Origin of the sequence: Streptomyces sp. cf386 (genome assembly GCF_900103585.1) — a bacterium.
Lineage (GTDB): Bacteria > Actinomycetota > Actinomycetes > Streptomycetales > Streptomycetaceae > Streptomyces.
In genome coordinates this window covers 492715-509139 of the sequence record NZ_FNHV01000002.1, presented here as the reverse complement: position 1 = coordinate 509139, position 16425 = coordinate 492715, and the positions used below count along the sequence as shown (strand labels likewise).

General features: G+C 68.5%; 25 protein-coding genes and 3 pseudogenes. 20 read left to right on the top strand and 8 right to left on the bottom strand.

Going from position 1 to position 16425, the window contains the following annotated elements; all coding sequences use genetic code 11:
• Positions 1-74 precede the first annotated feature (74 nt).
• The 7 genes from BLU79_RS06565 to BLU79_RS06535 all read left to right on the top strand — a co-directional run bounded on the left by BLU79_RS06565 (position 75) and on the right by BLU79_RS06535 (position 4037).
• Positions 75-266 carry a CsbD family protein gene (locus BLU79_RS06565; protein ID WP_093904640.1) on the top strand — a complete coding sequence of 64 codons (192 nt, stop codon included), beginning with the start codon at positions 75-77 and terminating at the stop codon, positions 264-266.
• Positions 263-610 (top strand): hypothetical protein, encoded by a 348-nt coding sequence (locus BLU79_RS06560; RefSeq protein ID WP_093904639.1) that lies wholly within the window; start codon positions 263-265, stop codon positions 608-610. The genes BLU79_RS06565 and BLU79_RS06560 overlap by 4 nt, the downstream gene beginning before the upstream one ends.
• A gap of 39 nt (positions 611-649) precedes the next feature.
• Positions 650-1354: a DUF5994 family protein gene (locus BLU79_RS06555; RefSeq protein WP_093904638.1), complete on the top strand. Its 705-nt coding sequence runs from the start codon at positions 650-652 to the stop codon at positions 1352-1354.
• 10 nt (positions 1355-1364) lie between these two features.
• On the top strand, positions 1365-1637 hold the full coding sequence (locus BLU79_RS06550) for a hypothetical protein (RefSeq protein ID WP_093904637.1): 273 nt from the start codon (positions 1365-1367) through the stop codon (positions 1635-1637).
• Positions 1638-1917: 280 nt separating this feature from the next.
• A complete protein-coding gene (locus tag BLU79_RS06545; RefSeq protein ID WP_256333175.1) occupies positions 1918-2490 on the top strand; it encodes a hypothetical protein in 573 nt (190 codons plus the stop codon).
• A 61-nt stretch (positions 2491-2551) separates the two neighbouring features.
• A complete protein-coding gene (locus tag BLU79_RS06540) occupies positions 2552-3241 on the top strand; it encodes an ANTAR domain-containing protein (RefSeq protein WP_256333174.1) in 690 nt (229 codons plus the stop codon).
• A gap of 79 nt (positions 3242-3320) precedes the next feature.
• Complete coding sequence (locus BLU79_RS06535; protein WP_093904634.1) at positions 3321-4037, top strand: GAF and ANTAR domain-containing protein; 717 nt, start codon at positions 3321-3323, stop codon at positions 4035-4037.
• A gap of 191 nt (positions 4038-4228) precedes the next feature.
• Here the strand turns inward: BLU79_RS06535 and BLU79_RS06530 are convergent, their stop codons facing one another.
• The 3 genes from BLU79_RS06530 to BLU79_RS06520 form a co-directional block, all read right to left on the bottom strand.
• A complete protein-coding gene (locus BLU79_RS06530) occupies positions 4229-4588 on the bottom strand; it encodes an ANTAR domain-containing protein (protein ID WP_093904912.1) in 360 nt (119 codons plus the stop codon).
• Between the two features lie 40 nt (positions 4589-4628).
• Entirely contained in the window at positions 4629-4985 is a 357-nt protein-coding gene (locus tag BLU79_RS06525) for a PRC-barrel domain-containing protein (protein ID WP_093904633.1), read from the bottom strand.
• A 153-nt stretch (positions 4986-5138) separates the two neighbouring features.
• The gene (locus BLU79_RS06520; protein WP_093904632.1) at positions 5139-5417 is read right to left on the bottom strand and encodes a hypothetical protein; all 279 of its coding nucleotides are present in this window, start codon (positions 5415-5417) and stop codon (positions 5139-5141) included.
• Between the two features lie 385 nt (positions 5418-5802).
• Here BLU79_RS06520 and BLU79_RS06515 point away from each other — a divergent pair, with 385 nt between their 5' ends.
• The 3 genes from BLU79_RS06515 (at position 5803) to BLU79_RS06510 (ending at position 6513) form a co-directional block, all read left to right on the top strand.
• Complete coding sequence (locus BLU79_RS06515; RefSeq protein WP_093904631.1) at positions 5803-6015, top strand: hypothetical protein; 213 nt, start codon at positions 5803-5805, stop codon at positions 6013-6015.
• A gap of 117 nt (positions 6016-6132) precedes the next feature.
• Positions 6133-6252: a hydrophobic protein gene (locus BLU79_RS47320; RefSeq protein ID WP_107489275.1), complete on the top strand. Its 120-nt coding sequence runs from the start codon at positions 6133-6135 to the stop codon at positions 6250-6252.
• An 87-nt stretch (positions 6253-6339) separates the two neighbouring features.
• On the top strand, positions 6340-6513 hold the full coding sequence (locus BLU79_RS06510) for a CsbD family protein (RefSeq protein WP_093904630.1): 174 nt from the start codon (positions 6340-6342) through the stop codon (positions 6511-6513).
• 59 nt (positions 6514-6572) lie between these two features.
• Here BLU79_RS06510 and BLU79_RS49880 read toward each other — a convergent pair whose 3' ends face one another.
• Positions 6573-6701, bottom strand: a complete 129-nt coding sequence (locus tag BLU79_RS49880) for a hypothetical protein (protein WP_371131819.1) — start codon at positions 6699-6701, stop codon at positions 6573-6575.
• Between BLU79_RS49880 and BLU79_RS49875 the strand changes: the two genes are divergently transcribed.
• Positions 6688-6810, top strand: coding sequence for a hypothetical protein (locus tag BLU79_RS49875; RefSeq protein ID WP_371131818.1), 123 nt, complete (start codon positions 6688-6690; stop codon positions 6808-6810). The genes BLU79_RS49880 and BLU79_RS49875 overlap by 14 nt on opposite strands.
• Before the next feature lie 71 nt (positions 6811-6881).
• On the opposite strand, the gene BLU79_RS06505 is transcribed toward BLU79_RS49875, so the two are convergent.
• Positions 6882-7715 (bottom strand): YihY/virulence factor BrkB family protein, encoded by an 834-nt coding sequence (locus tag BLU79_RS06505; protein ID WP_093904629.1) that lies wholly within the window; start codon positions 7713-7715, stop codon positions 6882-6884.
• Positions 7716-7771: 56 nt separating this feature from the next.
• Here BLU79_RS06505 and BLU79_RS48860 point away from each other — a divergent pair.
• Positions 7772-8145 (top strand): annotated as a pseudogene (locus BLU79_RS48860) (sensor histidine kinase); the annotation flags it as partial.
• Positions 8142-8813, top strand: coding sequence for a response regulator transcription factor (locus BLU79_RS06495; protein WP_093904628.1), 672 nt, complete (start codon positions 8142-8144; stop codon positions 8811-8813). The pseudogene BLU79_RS48860 and the gene BLU79_RS06495, both read left to right, overlap by 4 nt.
• Positions 8814-9058: 245 nt before the next feature.
• Here BLU79_RS06495 and BLU79_RS06490 read toward each other — a convergent pair whose 3' ends face one another.
• Together BLU79_RS06490 and BLU79_RS48855 are read right to left on the bottom strand one after the other, a co-directional pair.
• Positions 9059-9355, bottom strand: a complete 297-nt coding sequence (locus tag BLU79_RS06490) for a hypothetical protein (RefSeq protein ID WP_256333173.1) — start codon at positions 9353-9355, stop codon at positions 9059-9061.
• Positions 9356-9364: 9 nt separating this feature from the next.
• Positions 9365-9493: pseudogene (locus tag BLU79_RS48855) on the bottom strand (hypothetical protein); the annotation flags it as partial.
• 405 nt (positions 9494-9898) lie between these two features.
• Here BLU79_RS48855 and BLU79_RS06485 point away from each other — a divergent pair.
• The 5 genes and pseudogenes from BLU79_RS06485 to BLU79_RS06465 all read left to right on the top strand — a co-directional run.
• Positions 9899-10183: pseudogene (locus BLU79_RS06485) on the top strand (HNH endonuclease); the annotation flags it as partial.
• A gap of 210 nt (positions 10184-10393) precedes the next feature.
• Positions 10394-10672 (top strand): polyprenyl synthetase, encoded by a 279-nt coding sequence (locus BLU79_RS06480; protein ID WP_093904627.1) that lies wholly within the window; start codon positions 10394-10396, stop codon positions 10670-10672.
• Positions 10673-10688: 16 nt separating this feature from the next.
• Positions 10689-11717: a polyprenyl synthetase family protein gene (locus tag BLU79_RS06475; RefSeq protein WP_371131817.1), complete on the top strand. Its 1029-nt coding sequence runs from the start codon at positions 10689-10691 to the stop codon at positions 11715-11717.
• Between the two features lie 127 nt (positions 11718-11844).
• Positions 11845-13011, top strand: coding sequence for an oxygenase MpaB family protein (locus BLU79_RS06470; RefSeq protein ID WP_093904625.1), 1167 nt, complete (start codon positions 11845-11847; stop codon positions 13009-13011).
• A 146-nt stretch (positions 13012-13157) separates the two neighbouring features.
• On the top strand, positions 13158-13493 hold the full coding sequence (locus BLU79_RS06465; RefSeq protein ID WP_086602836.1) for a deoxyxylulose-5-phosphate synthase: 336 nt from the start codon (positions 13158-13160) through the stop codon (positions 13491-13493).
• Between the two features lie 137 nt (positions 13494-13630).
• Here the strand turns inward: BLU79_RS06465 and BLU79_RS06460 are convergent, their stop codons facing one another.
• A complete protein-coding gene (locus BLU79_RS06460; RefSeq protein ID WP_177000892.1) occupies positions 13631-14365 on the bottom strand; it encodes a glycoside hydrolase family 16 protein in 735 nt (244 codons plus the stop codon).
• A gap of 499 nt (positions 14366-14864) precedes the next feature.
• On the opposite strand from BLU79_RS06460, the gene BLU79_RS06455 reads away from it, so the two are divergent.
• Positions 14865-15533: a glycoside hydrolase family 11 protein gene (locus BLU79_RS06455; RefSeq protein WP_093904623.1), complete on the top strand. Its 669-nt coding sequence runs from the start codon at positions 14865-14867 to the stop codon at positions 15531-15533.
• Positions 15534-15720: 187 nt separating this feature from the next.
• Positions 15721-16422: a polysaccharide deacetylase family protein gene (locus tag BLU79_RS06450; protein ID WP_093904622.1), complete on the top strand. Its 702-nt coding sequence runs from the start codon at positions 15721-15723 to the stop codon at positions 16420-16422.
• Positions 16423-16425: the final 3 nt, after the last annotated feature.

The following is a 16425-nucleotide window of genomic DNA, read 5'->3' as shown; positions in this document are numbered from 1 at the left end:
CGTCCGGCGTTTCCGCAGTCCGCGGCCCCACACTAGGAAGACTCGCGAAGCACCGGACAACAGCGAGGCCGGCCATGATCGTTTCACGGACCGTCAGGAACCAGGCGCAGACGATGAAGGGCAGGATCACGGAAGAGCTCGGCCGGGTCACCCGCAACAGGCGACTGCAGCGCCGGGGCAGGATCGACCGGGCCTCCGGAAGCCTGAAACAGGCTGTCGAGAAGGCCAAGGACGCCTTCAGGCGGGACGGAAGCAGCCCTCGATGATGTACGACCAGACACGTGCCCAGCAGCCCGCGGGCCAGACTCAGGGCCCCGCCGAGCGCCGTACTCCAGGCCCGGAGCCACTGCTCCCGGCGGCCGAAAGGGACAAGATCCTCCTGCGCCTCCGGCACGCACTCAACACCTTCGCCGACACGCCGCGCGAGGCACTGGAAGAGGCCGAGAGCGCCTACGACGAAGCCACCGCCCAGCTCGTGAACGCCCTCGCGGAACAGGGGCGTGTCCTGCGCGCCGACTGGCAGGACCGGGACCCGGGAACGCAGTCCGAGGAACTCCGGCTGGCGATGAGGCAGTACCGGGAGATCATCCAGCGACTGCTCCACATCTAGGCAGCCACTACTCCGCGCCGGGGCGGAACGCGGAGTAGTGTGGACAGTACCGAGAGCATTTCGCACACCGGCTTCCACGCCGGGTCGTCCTCGGCGAAAGATGAAACCCGGGCCGCCGTAGAGGCGGCCCGGAGACGGGTCCGCATCATGTCGGCGACCTTGCACCCCACCATGCCGCACCCCGAGCCCGTCGCAGCCCCGGCCGCGCGTCTCGCCCTGAAGACCGACGGCACCTCCCGTGGACTCCTGGACGGTGCCTGGTGGCCCCGCTCCCGGGATCTGCTGAGCGAACTGCCGGCACTGACCGACGTGTTGGACCCCTTGTGGGGCCGCATCACCCGCATCGCCGTCAACCCGGAGCACTGGCCGGTCATCCCCCGCAAGGTTCCCGTGAACGGCCACATCGTCAAGGTCGGCTGGTTCACCCCGGAAATCGACCCGCACAAGCTGCTGTTGCTCTCCTACGGCACCGGACGCTGGGACCTGCTGATCATCCCGCCCGAGACCGGCGCGGAGTCGGCGGCCCGTCTGATGGCTGCCGCGTCCGACTACGACGGCCCGCCACTGACCGCGAGCGCGCTCATCGCCGCGGACGAGGCCCGGCACGGCGTCTCCGCGACCGACAAGCCACGGGACCCGGACGAGGCGTGGGAGTACGAGGGCGGCGCCTTCGCGGTGTCCGCGGCCGTTCCGGAACAACCCGGTCCGCCCGGTCGGGCCAGCCGCCTGATCATCGGTGCGTGAGGAGCCCGCCATGAACGCCTTCCTGACAGTCATCGCCTTCGTGGTTCTCATCGCAGCGGCGGCATACGTGATCCACCGGCTCAACATCCAGCACGCCGACAGAATCGCCGTGCACCGGTACAGCGCCCCCCGGCCCGGCCGCCGCGGCCACGGCACACCGCAGCCCCCGGTGGGACCCGACCGGTCCGAGTCGCCAACCACCGGAGAACGGCGGGACCACCCCGACGGGGGCCGCGGCCGCTTCTCAACGCGCCGCCGCAGCCGTACGACTCACCCCAGGTGACCAGACGGTTTCCGTCACCGGGCCATCGGCTGTGCGAGGAGCGGCCGAGCCCCATGAACCGAGGTGTCATGACCCTTCCGCAGCTGAACCTCTACCGGCGCGACCGGGGCAGGCGAGCACTGATCACCCTGGCCGGTGAGACCGGCCTCAAGCCCGCGCGCCGTTGGTGCGCGTGTCCGCGATGACAGCCGAACCCGGGCTGGGACAGTCACCCAAGCCGGGGGCCGGCGAGCCCTCAGCCATGACTCCGGCGCGGTTGCATCGGCTGAACCGTTGGCTGGTGGAGGGCCTGCATGAGGATCTGGTGGCTCTGTATGTGGAGTCCCGCGCATCGGCGACGGATGATCCATACCGCCGTCCCGGCCGCCAGAACTTCCTGAACCGCCTCACCGTGGACATGCGCCGACCGGGATTCGCCATGGTGACCGCCGAGACGGACAGCCTGATGGGATGCGCCTTCGGATTCCCGGTGGGCGGCGACGGCTCCTGGTGGCTCGGTTTCGACGGAGCATTGCCGCGCAGCATCGAGCAACTCACCGTGTCCGGCAACGTCTTAGCGTTCGCCGACATTCTGATCCGGCCGCACTCGCAGGACCGGGAACTCGCCCGTCGCGTGCAGGAGCGGCTGCTGACCGACCATCAGGCATCGCTCGGCGCCACCCTGGTAGACCGGGCCGATCGCCGGGCCCTCGTTGCGCTCCGCTCCTGGGGGTGGCTGGACATCGGAGAGCTTCGCAGGCCGGCGGGCGCCACCACGTTCCGCGCACGGGTACTGCCCCTCGGGGAACACACCGCGGCGAGGCTGAAGGGCCTTGTCACGATGCCTGGAGGCGGTGGCCCCAGTGGGGCCTGACAGGCGGTCGACCCGCATTCGGATGCTGGTGGCCGAGCAGGCGGTCCGACGAGGTGCCCGGGTGAGTGTGGTGGACGTGTGCACCGCGGCCGTGGCGGCGCTGCCGGTTGGCGGGGCGGGGCTGTCGGCGATGTCCAAGGCCGCGGCGAGCCATCCGTTGTGCAGCACCGACGACATCAGCGAGCAACTGGAAGAACTCCAGCTCACGCTGGGCGAGGGGCCCTGCGTGGATGCCTTTGCACGCGGCTCGGCCGTCCTGACACCCGATCTGCTCACCACCGGACTTCAGGACCACTGGGCCGTGTTCGCCGATGCGGCCCTGGAAGCCGGAGCCCGCGCGGTGTTCTCGCTCCCTCTGCAGAAGGGAGCGATCAGCCCGGGGGTTCTGGACCTGTACGCCAGCATTCCGACCGTACTGGAAACGGAGGAACTGGCCGACGCACTGGCGTTCGCCGATCTCGCGACGCTGCTCCTGCTCGACACAAGGATCGACGAGACGGGCGCGCCGGCCGGCGGGCCGATGCCGGACCGCGGTTACGAGGACCTGAGCGCATACCGAGCGGAGATCGACCAGGCCAGCGGGATGCTCACGGTTCAGCTCGGAGTCGGCATCGAAGAAGCCTTCGTCCGGCTCCGCGCCCACGCCTATGCGCAGGGACGCCGGCTCGCGGATGTGGCCGCCGACGTGGTGGCCCGACGGCTTCGTTTCTCCCCTCACGCGGAGCCGGACCAGGCCGAGGAGGAATCCTGACGTATGGGTCCCGGCCGAGGAACGTACCGTACTTCCCGCCCCTTCGGGCAGGGTCTAGTCTCAATCGAGGGTGCCCACGATGGATCAACAGCTTCTGGCCAAGACCTTCGTCGAGCTGGCCGACAATCTGGTCGCCGACTTCGACATCATCGATTTCCTGCGCCTACTGACCGACCGCTGCGTCGGCATGCTCGACGCGAGCGCCGCTGGGGTGCTGCTCGCCGACCGGGACGGCAAACTCCGTGTCATGGCCGCCTCCGACGAACGGGTGCGGCTGCTGGAGCTCTTCCAGCTCCAGAACGACGAAGGCCCCTGCCTTGAGTGCTTCCGCACCGGCGTACCGGTGATCGTCCCCGACCTCGGCACGGTGACCACCCGCTGGCCGCGCTTCGCGGCGGCGGCCCAGCGCAGCGGGTTCGGGGCGGTCCAGGCCCTGCCCATGCGGTTGCGGGACGAGATCGTCGGCGCCTTGAACCTCTTCCGCACCGCCCCCGGCCCCTTCGACCCGGCCGGCACACCCGTCGCTCAGGCCCTGGCCGACGTCGCCACCATCAGCCTGCTGCAACAACGCACCGCTGAGCGCAGCACGGTGCTCAACGAACAACTGCAGACGGCGCTGAACAGCCGGGTCCTGATCGAACAGGCCAAGGGGAAACTCGCCGAACGCCAGGGCATCGACATGGAGCAGGCGTTCACCGCGCTGCGCGGTTACGCCCGCGCCCACAACCGGCGCCTGGCCGATGTGGCCCGCGCCCTCATCGACAGCACGGAGCCCCTCGCCGGTCTGGGGTCCTGACCCACGGGGTTGCCGGGGCCTTTACTGCTCTGCACCGTCTGTTCGACTCCTGTACGCGTCGCGGTACGTGCACACCCCAAGGTGGCCACGGAAGTGCCGTTTCGAGGGACTCGCCCACGATGACGGAGGCGCCAGGCGAGCCGCATGGCCGGCGGCGCCCAGAAGGCGCACCACCTCCTGCCGCAGCGCGGTCATCTCCGGTCCGCCGCATGGAGACGCCTCAGCGCTCGGCGCAGCTCCCGCTGTATCGGTTCGGGGAGCGTCCGGTCCCGCGTCGTGGCGACCAGAGCCGCAGCCACGTCACGGAGCTTGACGTTGCAGTGCTGCGACACGTCCACCAGCAGGTCCCAGGCCCTGTCGCTGGGACACCGGGCCAGGGCCATCACCATGCCGCGGGCCTGGTCGATTACCGCATGGCTGGCCAGCGCCCGCCCCAACTGCTCATTTCTGACGCGTAGTTCGACCACCTCGGCCAGCAACGCCGCGTCCTCCGCCGAAGAAGCAGTTCTCAACAACCGCTGTTCTTCACTGAGCGTGGTCACCTGGTGCATGGTCCTCACCTCACAGGGCTGTCATCCAGTCCATAGATCGTCAGCGACGCGCCAGTTGCCGTTCGCCGGCCGCACCAGGCTCGTAGGGCAGTCCGTAGTGCTTGAAGACCGCTTCCTCCTGCTCGGCGGGCAGCACATCGTCGGTGCCGATCGAAGGGGCCTGCTTCACCAGCGTTCTGACATAACCGACCCTGAGATAACCCGGTCCGGCGATCGCGTCCGCAAGCGGGACGAAGACAAGACGATGCCGGGTGGGCAGTCCGGTCCGTACCGTGGCCATGGCCGGCTCATCGGTGGTGGTGTCCACATAGACCGCCTCCAGGACACCGATCTTGCGCGACTCGGTGTCGACGACATCGCGGTTGCGCCACTCTCGGACGTCGGCTGCGTGAATCATGACCTCTCCTCACCTGGATGACGAGCCTGTGCGGTTGTGAGTCGCACCCGTGGTTGTCCGGGTGAGATCGCCGCCTCATCTCTCGACTGTCTCGACGCGTCGGGCCTGGCTGTAGCCGTACCGGAACCCGTGGCTACCCGGCCACTTCATGGGTCACCCGCGGCGTTCGCGGTCCCGACGGTCCTCCCGCCGCCAACGCGCCCGGTTCTGACGGCTGTAGCGACGGTCCCAGCGTTCCTGGCGATTCCGGCGTTCCTGGTAGTCCCGGTAGTCCCCGAGATCGGAACTGCCGCTACGGCTCCGGCCTCCGCCGCGATCGCGGCCGCGGTGGGTGGCGGCGTAGACGAGCACAGCCGCGGCCACCCACCAGATGGGATCGAGGAAACCGAAGCCGAACAGGACCGCGATGAGGATGAGGAGCAGGACGAGCACGGTGGGCCTCCCCGGGAGCGTGATACCGCATCCATACCGGGGACTGGGGCCTCACCCACAGCGTAGCCCTGTCCAGAGGTTGTGGATACCGTGCGACGTGAGCGAGGCCCGCGCGGCACAGATGGCTGCTTGACGCCTGTCGGGGAACCGCTGCGAGGGCTAGCGTGCGACATGCCGCCCCTGCCCCCGGCAGCGTCGCACCGCCAGCGCGCTCCCCAGGGGGGGGCGCACCCTGCGCATCGGTGCCGGAACCCGCCGCGTCACGAGCGAGGCCGTTCCCGTACGCGCTCATCGTCACGCGATCCCGGTCGCGCCCCAATGCGCCCCGAGCGGGCACCGATCTGGTGGCCGCCGCGTCGCACGCATCCCACACCAGGCGGTACACATGTACGCGCTGATCGTTCCCGCTTCGACCCCCTTCGTCCTGCTCGCCACCGTGATGGCCCTGTCCTGGTGGGAGGACCACATCCTGCCGACGCCGCCGACCGAGCCGGCCGAAGCACCCGCCGAGGCTCAGTTCACCCCGGCGGCTCCTGCCCGGCTCCCACAACTCCCCCATGTCGACTCTTCGTTGACAAGGGAGGTTGCCGGGCGTTGACTGGCAGCACGGCGTAGGGCAATGCCACTCCGGATTATTCGGCCGCAGCATTGCACCTTCCCGCTTCGCCCGGACCCCGCGGAATCAAGGAAATCCCCGCGTTCTGGAGGCCCGGCAATGTTCTGGATTCTTCTCCTTCTGGTGACCCTGGTGGTCCTGGCGGTCCTCTGGATCGTCGGCTTCGCCGTACGCGGACACAGCGGTGGCCGGCGCCGGTACAGCCGCAGCCGCAGGTAGTCCATCCACGCCCATCCCCCGCGGACACGACCGCCTGTACGGCGATCACGCGCGGGAGCCCATCCAGCGGACACGCGGAGGACAGTCATGAGCATCGGACAGGCGATCAAGCACAAGACACAGGAATTCAAGGGCCGGATCACCGAACGCATCGGCCGGACCAGCCGCAATCGGCGACTGCAGCGCGAAGGCAGGACCGATCGGGTGTCCGGAAGCCTGAAGCAGGCCGGCGACAAGGCCAAGGACGCTTTCAGGCGCTGACCACGAACGCCCCGGGTGGCGCCCGCGTGGCGCGGACACCACCCGGCCGTCCTCAACGCTCAGGACATGAACGAGTGCAGGGCGGTGGTGGATTGAAGCGGTGCTTCGGGCCGGAGTACGCCCGTGCCGTCGCCCGCCACGAGGGTGATGTCCGGACAGCCGAACAGGAACTCGGTGAGCGCGTTCAAGCAGCACGGTTCCCTCCCGGAGCAGTTCGAGAACCGGATCGCCGCCCTGTCCGTCCACCACGCCGACTACGTCCAGGGCTTTGGAAGCCTGCACGCGGCAGCCCCATGAGGAGGAACCAGAGCTGGGCAGCTTTGACGAACTCACGGCCCAGACGAAATGACCAGTTGCAGGGCCGCATCTCACTTACGCCGTTTCAGAGCGTGCGCCATGCGTGGGAGTTCCTCGTACAGCAGTCGGCCGACCAGTGCACCGCCGAAGACGACGACACCCACGCCGACCAGCCAGGACTGGATGACCAGGACGGTTCCGACGGGGCCGTAGGTGACGGCGTTGGATCCGATCAACGGCGAGAAGACGAGCCGGGAGAAGATCCTCAGGCCGAGCAGCCCGATCGCGGTGGCCACGGCGCCGGGCAGCAGGGCGTGCCAGCGGATCCTCCCGCCGAGCAGCAGGCGCTGGGACCACCACAGGAACAGCACGGCGCTCAGCGAGGCCACGGCCCCACCGGCCAGGGGTTCGCGGCGCAGCGTGGTGGTGCCGAAGACGAAGAGGTATCCGGTGAGGATGCCGAGCCACACCACATGCCGCCATCTGGCCCACCAGCGGGCCGGGGGCAGGTCCCAGACCTTCTCGTAGCCGGTCTGCACCGCCGCCCCGAAGGTCAGACCGAACACGGCAAGGGCGGCGAGACCGAAAGCGGTCGTGGTCCGCAGTGCCTGGCCGGGCGGGATGAACAACTGCTCGACCTGCCGCCTGGATGCCCTCGACACGCCGAGCCCCTCCCCCAGCCACTGCGCGAACCCCCGCCCGTGCTCGGGATCGGCAGAGGAGACAATGATCAGCAGCGGCACCAGCGTGAGAAACCCCAGCGCGGCAAAGCCCAGCGAACGCGACCACAGCTCGATGTCCCTGCTCCGCCGCCATCCGCGCCCGACTGGCGAACGACTGATCACATGGCGCAGTTGCCCGAACCAAGACGAACGGTCCACGGCACCGGAAGGCTTCATCGGCATGCCTGTCGACTACCACGGTCGATACGGTCACCGCGCGAGGGCGCGACGCAGAGATTATCGACGTCACCGTCACCACCGATGGGGATCCCTGCCCCCTGTCACCGGGTGTGGACCTGACGGCGTACCGGATCATTCAGGAAGCCCTCACCAACGCCACCAAACACACAGCCGGCCACGCGGCCCACATCCGGCTCACCTACTTCGGCTCCCGGCTGCTCATCAACGTCACCAACGACGGCAACGCCACCGTGCCGGCGGTCCCGGGCGGCGGCTACGGCCTGATGGGCATGCGCGAACGCGCCCACTCCGTCGGCGGCGAACTGCGGGCCGGCCCCGCCCCCAAGGCGGCTTCGAAGTCACCACCGCACTGCCGCTCCACACCCACGCTCAGGACGAACTCCTGGCACAACCGCAAAAGGCCATGCCGTGACCATCCGCGTCCTGCTCGCCGACGACCAGGCCCTGCTGCGAGGCACGTTCCGGCTCCTGATCGACTCCTGCGCAGACATGCAAGTGGTGGGCGAGGCCACCAACGGCCAGGAAGCGGTGGAACTCGTCCAGACCCACCACCCCGACGTCGTCCTCATGGATATCCGCATGCCCGGCACCGACGGCCTCGCCGCCACTACAACCATCTGCGACGACCCCGACCTGGCCGGCACCCGCATCCTCATCCTCATCATGTTCGAGACCTACGAGTACGTGGCCAAGGCGCTGCGCGCAGGCGCAAGCGGCTTCCTCGGCAAGTACGTCACCACCGATGCCCTCCTGGCCGGCATCCGCACCGTCGCATCCGGCGAGGCACTCCTGTCACCCGGAGCCACCCGCGCCTTCATCACCCGCTTCCTCACCACACCCGGGGCACAAGACACCCTCCTGGCGCCACCGGAACGCCTGCAGGACCTGACGCCCCGCGAACGTGAGGTGACGGCCTTGGCAGCCGAGGGCAAGTCCAACGCCGAGACACTCTTCCTCAGCGTGCTGACCGTCCGCACGCACATCCAGCGAGCCATCACCAAGCTCGGCGCCCGCGACCGCGCCCAACTCGTGGTCATCGCTTACCAGACGGGACTCGTCCAGCCGACCCCTCCCGCGTGATCCCGAGAACAGGGGACGCTTCCTCCCTCTGCCGACGGCGCACGGGCAGAACGGGTTCAGCACACATGAGGCCGGGAAACCCCGTGAACCCACGAGGACTACAGAGGGGTGCTTTCCCAGGCCAGACACACCATGGTCGACATTTCTGCAGGTCACAGCCCCGCCCAGGGAAAACTCCTAAAGCGGGTGTCGCAGGTTCGAATCCTGCCGGGGGCACAACGCGTTACCGTTCTGACCTGGGATTTCTACCCGGGGAGGGCTTCTAATCGGCCTCGGACTCCTCGTCCGGGGCCGTTTGCGTGAGCGGACGGGGAGTTGATCTCCCGAATGTCTCCCAACGGATCAGCACCGTTCGGCACGGACTCCGCGTCGGCCTTCTCCGCGTCGGCGGGCTCTGGCTCCTCTGTGGGAGCGGTGTTCTCTGAGGTGGCGCGGGCGCGCGATACAAGCCTGGCTGCGGCCTCGGCGATGGCGAGGTCGGCCTCGGGGAACAGGCTCGTGTACGTGTCGGCCGCGATGGTGATCGAGGAGTGGCCGAGCATCTCCTGGATGTCCTTCAGGTCGGCCCCGGCCGCGTGGGCGAGGGTCGCCGCGCCGTGGCGGAGGTCGTGGAGCGGGACCGGGTGGGAGGCCGATCTCCTCGTACAGCTCGATGAACCGCCGCGTGACGTTGGCGGGATGGAGCATCTCGCCGTTCTCCTGGGTGAAGACGCGCCCCGTCTCCGCCCAGGCGCTCCCCCGCTCCTCGCGGTCCTTGTCCTGCTGGGCGCGGTGCCGCTTGCTCACGGAGACGATCAGATATGGGGCGTTCTGCAACCAGAAGGCATCGCCGCCCCGTCGAATCCCATACTGCGCAGCCGATCAGACTCAGCGCACCCACCGTCACCAGCGCCGGTTCCGGGACCGCAGGCCCCGACCGGAGGCGACGCCCGTCGTCGGGGCGCGTGCCCGGGATCACGTCATGGGCATGAATTCGGGCAGGGTGAGGGCAGAAGGGCCGGTCGTCCCACCGCTGAGGGCATGGCGCTGAGATTGCGCAGCATGTCGTTGCGCTGCTCCAAGGCTCGGGCCGTGGTGGGGAAGAGTGGGCGTTCGGCGGCTCCGACGACATCGAGGACGGGCTGTGCCTGTGCTCGCTCCACCACAAGCTCTTCGACAAGGGCGTCCTCGGTGTGGGAGACGGTCACCGGATCCTGGTCTCGCAGCGCTTCGTCGGCCACAGCCCCGCGGCCCGCGAGCACGTCATAGCCCTCGCGGGCCGCCCGCTCGTCGGTCCGCAGCCCGGCACACGCCCTGTGGCGTCCGCCCACCGCGACTGGCATGCCCGTCAGGTGTTCCACGGCGAGCCGCGCCCCGCTGCGACTGCTTGAAACCGTCTGCCGGCCAAACCGTCTGCCGGCCCGCCCAAGGCATCAAGGTCGTGCCCCGGCTACGCGGGACGGGAGATGCGTACACACCTTCGATTCGATCACCCGATGGTGAGTTGTTCCTCGCTTCCCGTCGGGGGGACGCGACGCTGTGAGCGGTGGCGTGTGACCGCTCCACCTCAGTTGACCGGTTGGTGTGGGTAGGGGGACGGCGTGACTCAAGGGGCCGGGCGTGGCGGGGATGCGGCCGAGCAGGCGGTGCTGTTGGTGGCGGGCCTTGCCGACCTGGCGGTGAGCGCTCTCGGTTCGGCCACCGGCACCGTGCGGGGGTTGCTGCGTCGCTCGGACGTGGCCGAGCTGGCGGCTGACGCGGAGCGGGATGTGAAGGCTCGCGGGCAGCTTGCGCTGGACCGGTACGCGGCGGTGCCGCCTGCCCATCTGGAGGTCCTCGCCCGGAAGGTCCTGGAGCGGCGGGCTGCCGACTGTGGATGACCGGTATGAGGCGGCCGTGTTCAAGTCCCGCGTCGATGAGGTGCTGAGCCGGTTCGTGGCGCACGAGGCGGATCAACTGCTGGCGATCGACGCTGACTTGGGCCCGGTGGCCGAGCAGGTCGAGGTTGCCGTGGCGCATGGCAAGCGGCTGAGGGCGGCGTTCTGCTACTGGGGCTGGCGGGCCGCCGGTCAGCCTGACAGCGACGCTCTGGTGCGGGCGGCGGCTTCCATGGAACTGGTACACGCCGCCGCGGTCGTGCACGACGACATCATCGACGACAGCCCTTTGCGGCACGGCCGGCCCACCGCACATGTCGCCCTGCGAGCCGCGCTGCGTCGTCGCCCCCGTGCCACGACCGCGGCCAGGTCGCTGGCGATGCTGGTGGGGGATCTGCTGATGTCCCTGGCCGGTCAGCTGTTCGCCACCAGTGGCTTGCCCGCGGCCTACCTGGCCCGAGCCCGTCCCCTGTGGGCGGCCTTGGCCCGGGAGCTGATCGCGGGTGAGTGCCTGGAGCTGCTGCGCACGGGTGCGGAGCCGGACACGGCGGAGTCGCTGAAGGTGATCCGGTACAAGACCGCGAAGTACACCGTCGAGCAGCCCTTACTGATCGGCGGTGCGCTGGCCGGCGCGGGGCAGCGGCTGCGGGAGGGCTACTCCTGCTACGGGCTGCCGCTGGGCGAGGCGTTCCAGCTGCGTGACGATCTGCTCGGTCTGTTCGGGGATCCGGCGCTGACCGGCAAGACCAACATGGACGACCTGCGCGCACACCGGCCCACCACCCTGCTGGCGGAGACCTGGCGATTGGCCGACGAGGCCGAGCGGGAGCAGCTGCGCACGCTGCTGGGCCGGCGCGATCTGGGGGAGGACGGCCTGGAAGCCGTACGCGCGGTGATGAGCCGGCTGAAGGCACCCGACCGGATCGAGCAGATGATCGGTGCACGGGTTGAGGAAGCCACCCGCGCTCTGGACGACATGGATATCCCGGCACATGCCTCACGGGCCCTGACCGGCCTGGCGCTTTCCGCAGCCGTACGCCGGCACTGACTTCGGCGGAGGGCACCCTGCACGGAGCGCGCCGCCCGGTGCGCGCCGCCCGGTGCGCCCCGCCCGGGGCCTGTTCGGCCCGGGGCCTGTTCGGCCCGCATGTTCCGCTCGAGACAAGGAGCTTGTGATGACCTACACCGATGCGTCGATGGACGCGCTGCGGCTGAGCGGTGACGAACTCGCCGACGCGACGGTGGCCACCCTCTTCGAGCGCGGGGAGGTGGGAAAGTTCAACACTCTGATGCGCTACGTGTCGACCGCCGGCGCACCGCTGCCCGACGGTCTTCCCGAGGTGGCGCGGGAATACCTGCAGGCCACCAGCGCGCCACCGGCGTGGGTCGACTGGGGTGAGATGGAGAAGGCCAGGCTGTTCTTCATCGACAACAACGTGCACATCTCGACAGCGCTGTCCTTTGCCTCCATGCCCGCCTGCTACGTGGTCCCGCACGTGGCGAAGCTGCTGTCGGCGACACACTCGCTGAAGTACCCCTCCAAGCGGATGGCGGAGACCGGGCAGTTCACCGTCTACCTCATGCAACCTGGGGCGTTCGAGGCAGGCAGCAGCTTCATTCCCGCCGCCCAGAAAGTCCGCCTGCTGCACGCTTCCATCCGTCACCACCTCAAGCAGGAAAACCGCTGGGACGTCGACAGACTGGGGGTGCCGATCTGTCAGGAGGACATGATCGGCGGTCAGATGTTGTTCTCGATGCTTGTGCTGGACTCCCTGCACCGGCTGAACATCCACATGAGCGTCGACGGGGCGGAGGCTTACTTCTACGCCTGGCGGGTGGTCGGCGCCATGCTCGGCGTCGACCAGAGCCAGGCGCCCAAGGACCTGGAGTCCGCCCGCCAGTTCCTGGATCTGTACATGACCCGGCACATGGGGCCGAGCGAGGAAGGCGCCCATCTCACCCGGCAACTGATCGATCTGTACGAGGAAGTCGTCCCGGGCACCTTGTTCGACCCGATCGTCTCCGCCCTGATCCGCCACCTCATCGGCGACACCTGCGCCGACTGGCTGGACGTCCCGCGCACCGCCTGGGACACCGTCGTCAAGGCCGTCCCGCCCCTGCTCGGCGTCCTGGAGACCATCGAGGACCGCTTCCCCCTCGGTGCCTGGGCCCTGGACCGCCTCGGTCACCTCACCACGATCTTCGAACTGTCCTCGCTCACCCGCGGCCGCGTCATGCACTACGCGATTCCGGAGCAGCTGAAAAGGGACTACGGCGTCTCCTCCACCGTTCCCCGCACCCGCCGCTGGACCCCGCCCGCCCCCACCGTCGGTCCGACCTGACCGCCGGGCGGGCGCGCCCTGCCCCCGACACCGAACCGGTGCTGCACGCCCTGCGCGAGCGTGGACTGCCCCTCGCCGTAGTCAGCGACTTCGCCGGGGAGGGAAATCTGTCGAGCCCGCCCCTGTGGTGGCTCTACCCTTCCCGCATGGCGCATGGAAAGACCTCGTACGTTTGCCTGCCCTGCCGGGCCTCGTACAAGCAGCCCTACCCCGGCTACCACGACCACGACCGGGTCTGTCCACGCTGCGCCGAACCGTTGATCCACGTCGGCTCCGCCTTCGCGGCACCCAAGAGGCGGGACACCGCCGCCTGGCGCACTCTCTCCGTGCTGCTGCACGCTGGTGTGCGCTTCCACAAGAGCTGCTGCGGCGGCCCCGGCTACCGCCCACGCACCCTCAGCGAGGTGCGCGAGCGGATGGCCTACGCCCGGGCCACCGGAGAACCGTTCGCTCAGGCGTTGGTCCGCCGCGACCTGCCCTAGCAGCCCGAAAGCAGGACGAACACCCGGTAAGCGGGCCGGCGTTCGATGTCCTGTCAGACCGAAGGGGAGCGCGCAAGGCGTCTCGAGCGGCCCCCCTGTGCGAGGTTGGTCTGGCTCCTGATCAGCTCGGGTTCACCTCACGGGTGGTACGGCGTGTGGGTGATGGAGGAGATCTTGAGGTAGCGGGCGCCGTCCGCGGTGGCCCAAGTGGAGGCGTCCGGGTTGCCAGGCCAGTCGCCGCCGACCGCGATGTTGGCAATGAAGCGCAGGCCCGTCCCGGCCGGGGCCCTGTACCAGGTGGTGCCCGTGATGGCGCCGTCCACGGCGAAGTCGATGTGGTCCGGGAACCAGCTGAACGAGTACGTGTGGTACGAGTCTGTCCAGCCGGAGGAGTTCGTCTTCGAGAACTGCTGCTGGACGTTGTTGATGTCGTGGGACGTCTGGTAGACGACACCCGGGTTCTGTCCCACGATCTCAGCGGCGTCGAACTCGGGCAGCCACGGATTCAGGTACGCCGCCCATACCGCCGGCAACAGTCCCCGTCCGTGGGGCATGTTCGCGGTGAAGCTGTATGTGCCGTACCCGTACAGCGCCGTCGACTCCACGCGGCCCGAGTGGTAGACCCCGCCCCCGGCGTTGTACGCCTTGATCACCAGAGTGTTGCCCTCGTACCAGACACAGTCCGGCCGGTACGTCTGCAGCTCGTTATTGGCGGTCCACCTTGCGTTGATCTTGTTCCAGGAGTTGACGGTCACTGGGGTACCCCAGGATGCGGCCCGTGCGGTCTGCGCACCCAGCATCAGCGCGGGGGGTACGGCCAGTGCGGCACCGAGTATGCCTCTGCGGCTCGGCCTGCGAGGTGGGGGGGTCATCGCGGCTCCATTGCTTGGATGAACGAGGGGTGGTGGGAGCGATCCCGCGCTCCCACTTGTCGCCGGACTGTAGGAGTCCGTTCAATCTTTGACAAGATCTCGCGCGCGGATCAGTGCATGTCTTTGGCAGTTGAACGAGCGGCGCGTGAGCGGGCAGCACCGAGCACCACCCCGGCCACACTCGAGAAGAGCTCTTCGAAACATTCGAAGAGCTGAACTTGGAAATTTGATCTCGAAATCGCGCGCGGCGACGAACATGCCGATCCGCTCCGTCGATCAGGGCCCTGGCCAGGCTTGACGCCTTCCGAGAAAGCTACCCACTGAATCGAATGTTTCGATATCAATGCCGAAACTATTGACAGTTGGCAGGGCCATATCAAAACTGTCCGCCATTGGCAGAGTTCCACCACGGGTCGACGCGGGCTGGCACGAACCACCCGTCGACACAAGTTGCCCAGCCCCCGTCAGCCTTTTGCGAGGACGAGGAGGAAGCACGCTCATGAACGACGGACCCGCACACCCGACGCGCCGCAGCGTCTGCACCCTGCTGCTGGCCACGGGAGCCACGTTGGCCCTGCCCGGCACCGCCGAGGCGGCCACGGTCATCACCACGAACCAGACCGGAACCAACAACGGGTACTACTACTCGTTCTGGACGGACAGCCAGGGCACGGTCTCCATGACCCTGAACTCCGGCGGCAACTACAGCACCTCGTGGAGGAACACCGGGAACTTCGTCGCCGGCAAGGGCTGGAGCAACGGCTCACGCCGGACCGTGACCTACTCCGGCAGCTTCACCCCGTCCGGCAACGGCTACCTGACCCTCTACGGGTGGACGTCCAACCCGCTCGTCGAGTACTACATCGTCGACAACTGGGGCACCTACCGGCCCACGGGAACGTACAAGGGCACTGTCACCAGTGACGGCGGCACGTACGACATCTACCAGACCACGCGCTACAACGCCCCGTCCGTCGAAGGCATCCGCACGTTCAACCAGTACTGGAGCGTCCGGCAGTCGAGGCGGACCGGCGGCAGCATCACCACCGGCAACCACTTCGACGCCTGGGCCCGCGCCGGAATGCGTCTGGGGAGCTTCAACTACTACATGATCCTCGCCACCGAGGGATACCAGAGCAGCGGGAGCTCCAACATCACGGTGCACTAGAGCAGTTCGGAGAGGGGGCGTCCCGGAGCAGCCGTCGCGCGGCGACCGTGACGACGAACGTGCCGTCCTCCGTGGGGATCTGGTCCCACGCCGGCTCCCTGCCCCCTCTCCGTCCGGAACATCGGCGCCGGTTGTCCCAGTCCCAGGCGCCGACTCCCGAATCCCTGAGACTGGAGGACCGCTCCTCATGAAAGCCACATCGCGTCTCTCGCTACTCGTCGTCGCCGCGCTCGCTGCCGCCGGCACCCTCACCGTCGACACGGCCGCCCCGGCGCAGGCCGCCGCCTGCAACGGGTACGTCGGGCTCACCTTCGACGACGGCCCGTCCAGCAACACCCCGGCCCTGCTCAACGCGCTCACCCAGAACGGGCTGCGGGCCACGATGTTCAACCAGGGCCAGTACGCCGCCACCTACCCGGCCCAGGTCAGGGCGCAGGTCAATGCCGGCATGTGGGTCGGCAACCACAGCTACACCCACCCGCATCTGACCCAGCAGAGCCAGGCGACGATCGACTCGGAGATCTCCCGGACCCAGCAGGCCATCGCGGCCGCGGGCGGCGGTACGCCGAAGTTGTTCCGGCCGCCGTACGGCGAGACCAACTCGACGGTGAAGGCCGTCGCGACCAAGTACGGCCTGACCGAGATCATCTGGAACGTCGACTCGCAGGACTGGAACGGCGCGAGCACCGACGCGATCGTGGCAGCGGCCGGCCGGCTCACCAGCGGCCAGGTCTTCCTCATGCACGACTGGTCCGCCAACTCCCGCGCAGCCATCCCCCGCATCGCGCAGGGGCTGGCAAGCCGCAGCCTGTGCGCCGGCATGATCTCCCCGCAAACCGGCCGCGCCGTGGCTCCGACAACACCATCGGCGGCGGGAGCGGCACGATGAACC

Excerpts from the sequence above, each read along its gene's own strand:
- BLU79_RS06565 (WP_093904640.1), top strand. The coding sequence starts at position 75 with ATGATCGTTTCACGGACCGTCAGGAACCAGGCGCAGACGATGAAGGGC.
- BLU79_RS06560 (WP_093904639.1), top strand. The coding sequence starts at position 263 with ATGATGTACGACCAGACACGTGCCCAGCAGCCCGCGGGCCAGACTCAG.
- BLU79_RS06550 (WP_093904637.1), top strand. The coding sequence starts at position 1,365 with ATGAACGCCTTCCTGACAGTCATCGCCTTCGTGGTTCTCATCGCAGCG.
- BLU79_RS06535 (WP_093904634.1), top strand. The coding sequence starts at position 3,321 with ATGGATCAACAGCTTCTGGCCAAGACCTTCGTCGAGCTGGCCGACAAT.
- BLU79_RS06530 (WP_093904912.1), bottom strand. The coding sequence starts at position 4,588 with ATGCACCAGGTGACCACGCTCAGTGAAGAACAGCGGTTGTTGAGAACT.
- BLU79_RS06525 (WP_093904633.1), bottom strand. The coding sequence starts at position 4,985 with ATGATTCACGCAGCCGACGTCCGAGAGTGGCGCAACCGCGATGTCGTC.
- BLU79_RS06515 (WP_093904631.1), top strand. The coding sequence starts at position 5,803 with ATGTACGCGCTGATCGTTCCCGCTTCGACCCCCTTCGTCCTGCTCGCC.
- BLU79_RS47320 (WP_107489275.1), top strand. The coding sequence starts at position 6,133 with ATGTTCTGGATTCTTCTCCTTCTGGTGACCCTGGTGGTCCTGGCGGTC.
- BLU79_RS06510 (WP_093904630.1), top strand. The coding sequence starts at position 6,340 with ATGAGCATCGGACAGGCGATCAAGCACAAGACACAGGAATTCAAGGGC.
- BLU79_RS06505 (WP_093904629.1), bottom strand. The coding sequence starts at position 7,715 with ATGCCGATGAAGCCTTCCGGTGCCGTGGACCGTTCGTCTTGGTTCGGG.
- BLU79_RS06490 (WP_256333173.1), bottom strand. The coding sequence starts at position 9,355 with ATGCTCGGCCACTCCTCGATCACCATCGCGGCCGACACGTACACGAGC.
- BLU79_RS06470 (WP_093904625.1), top strand. The coding sequence starts at position 11,845 with ATGACCTACACCGATGCGTCGATGGACGCGCTGCGGCTGAGCGGTGAC.
- BLU79_RS06465 (WP_086602836.1), top strand. The coding sequence starts at position 13,158 with ATGGCGCATGGAAAGACCTCGTACGTTTGCCTGCCCTGCCGGGCCTCG.
- BLU79_RS06460 (WP_177000892.1), bottom strand. The coding sequence starts at position 14,365 with ATGACCCCCCCACCTCGCAGGCCGAGCCGCAGAGGCATACTCGGTGCC.
- BLU79_RS06455 (WP_093904623.1), top strand. The coding sequence starts at position 14,865 with ATGAACGACGGACCCGCACACCCGACGCGCCGCAGCGTCTGCACCCTG.
- BLU79_RS06450 (WP_093904622.1), top strand. The coding sequence starts at position 15,721 with ATGAAAGCCACATCGCGTCTCTCGCTACTCGTCGTCGCCGCGCTCGCT.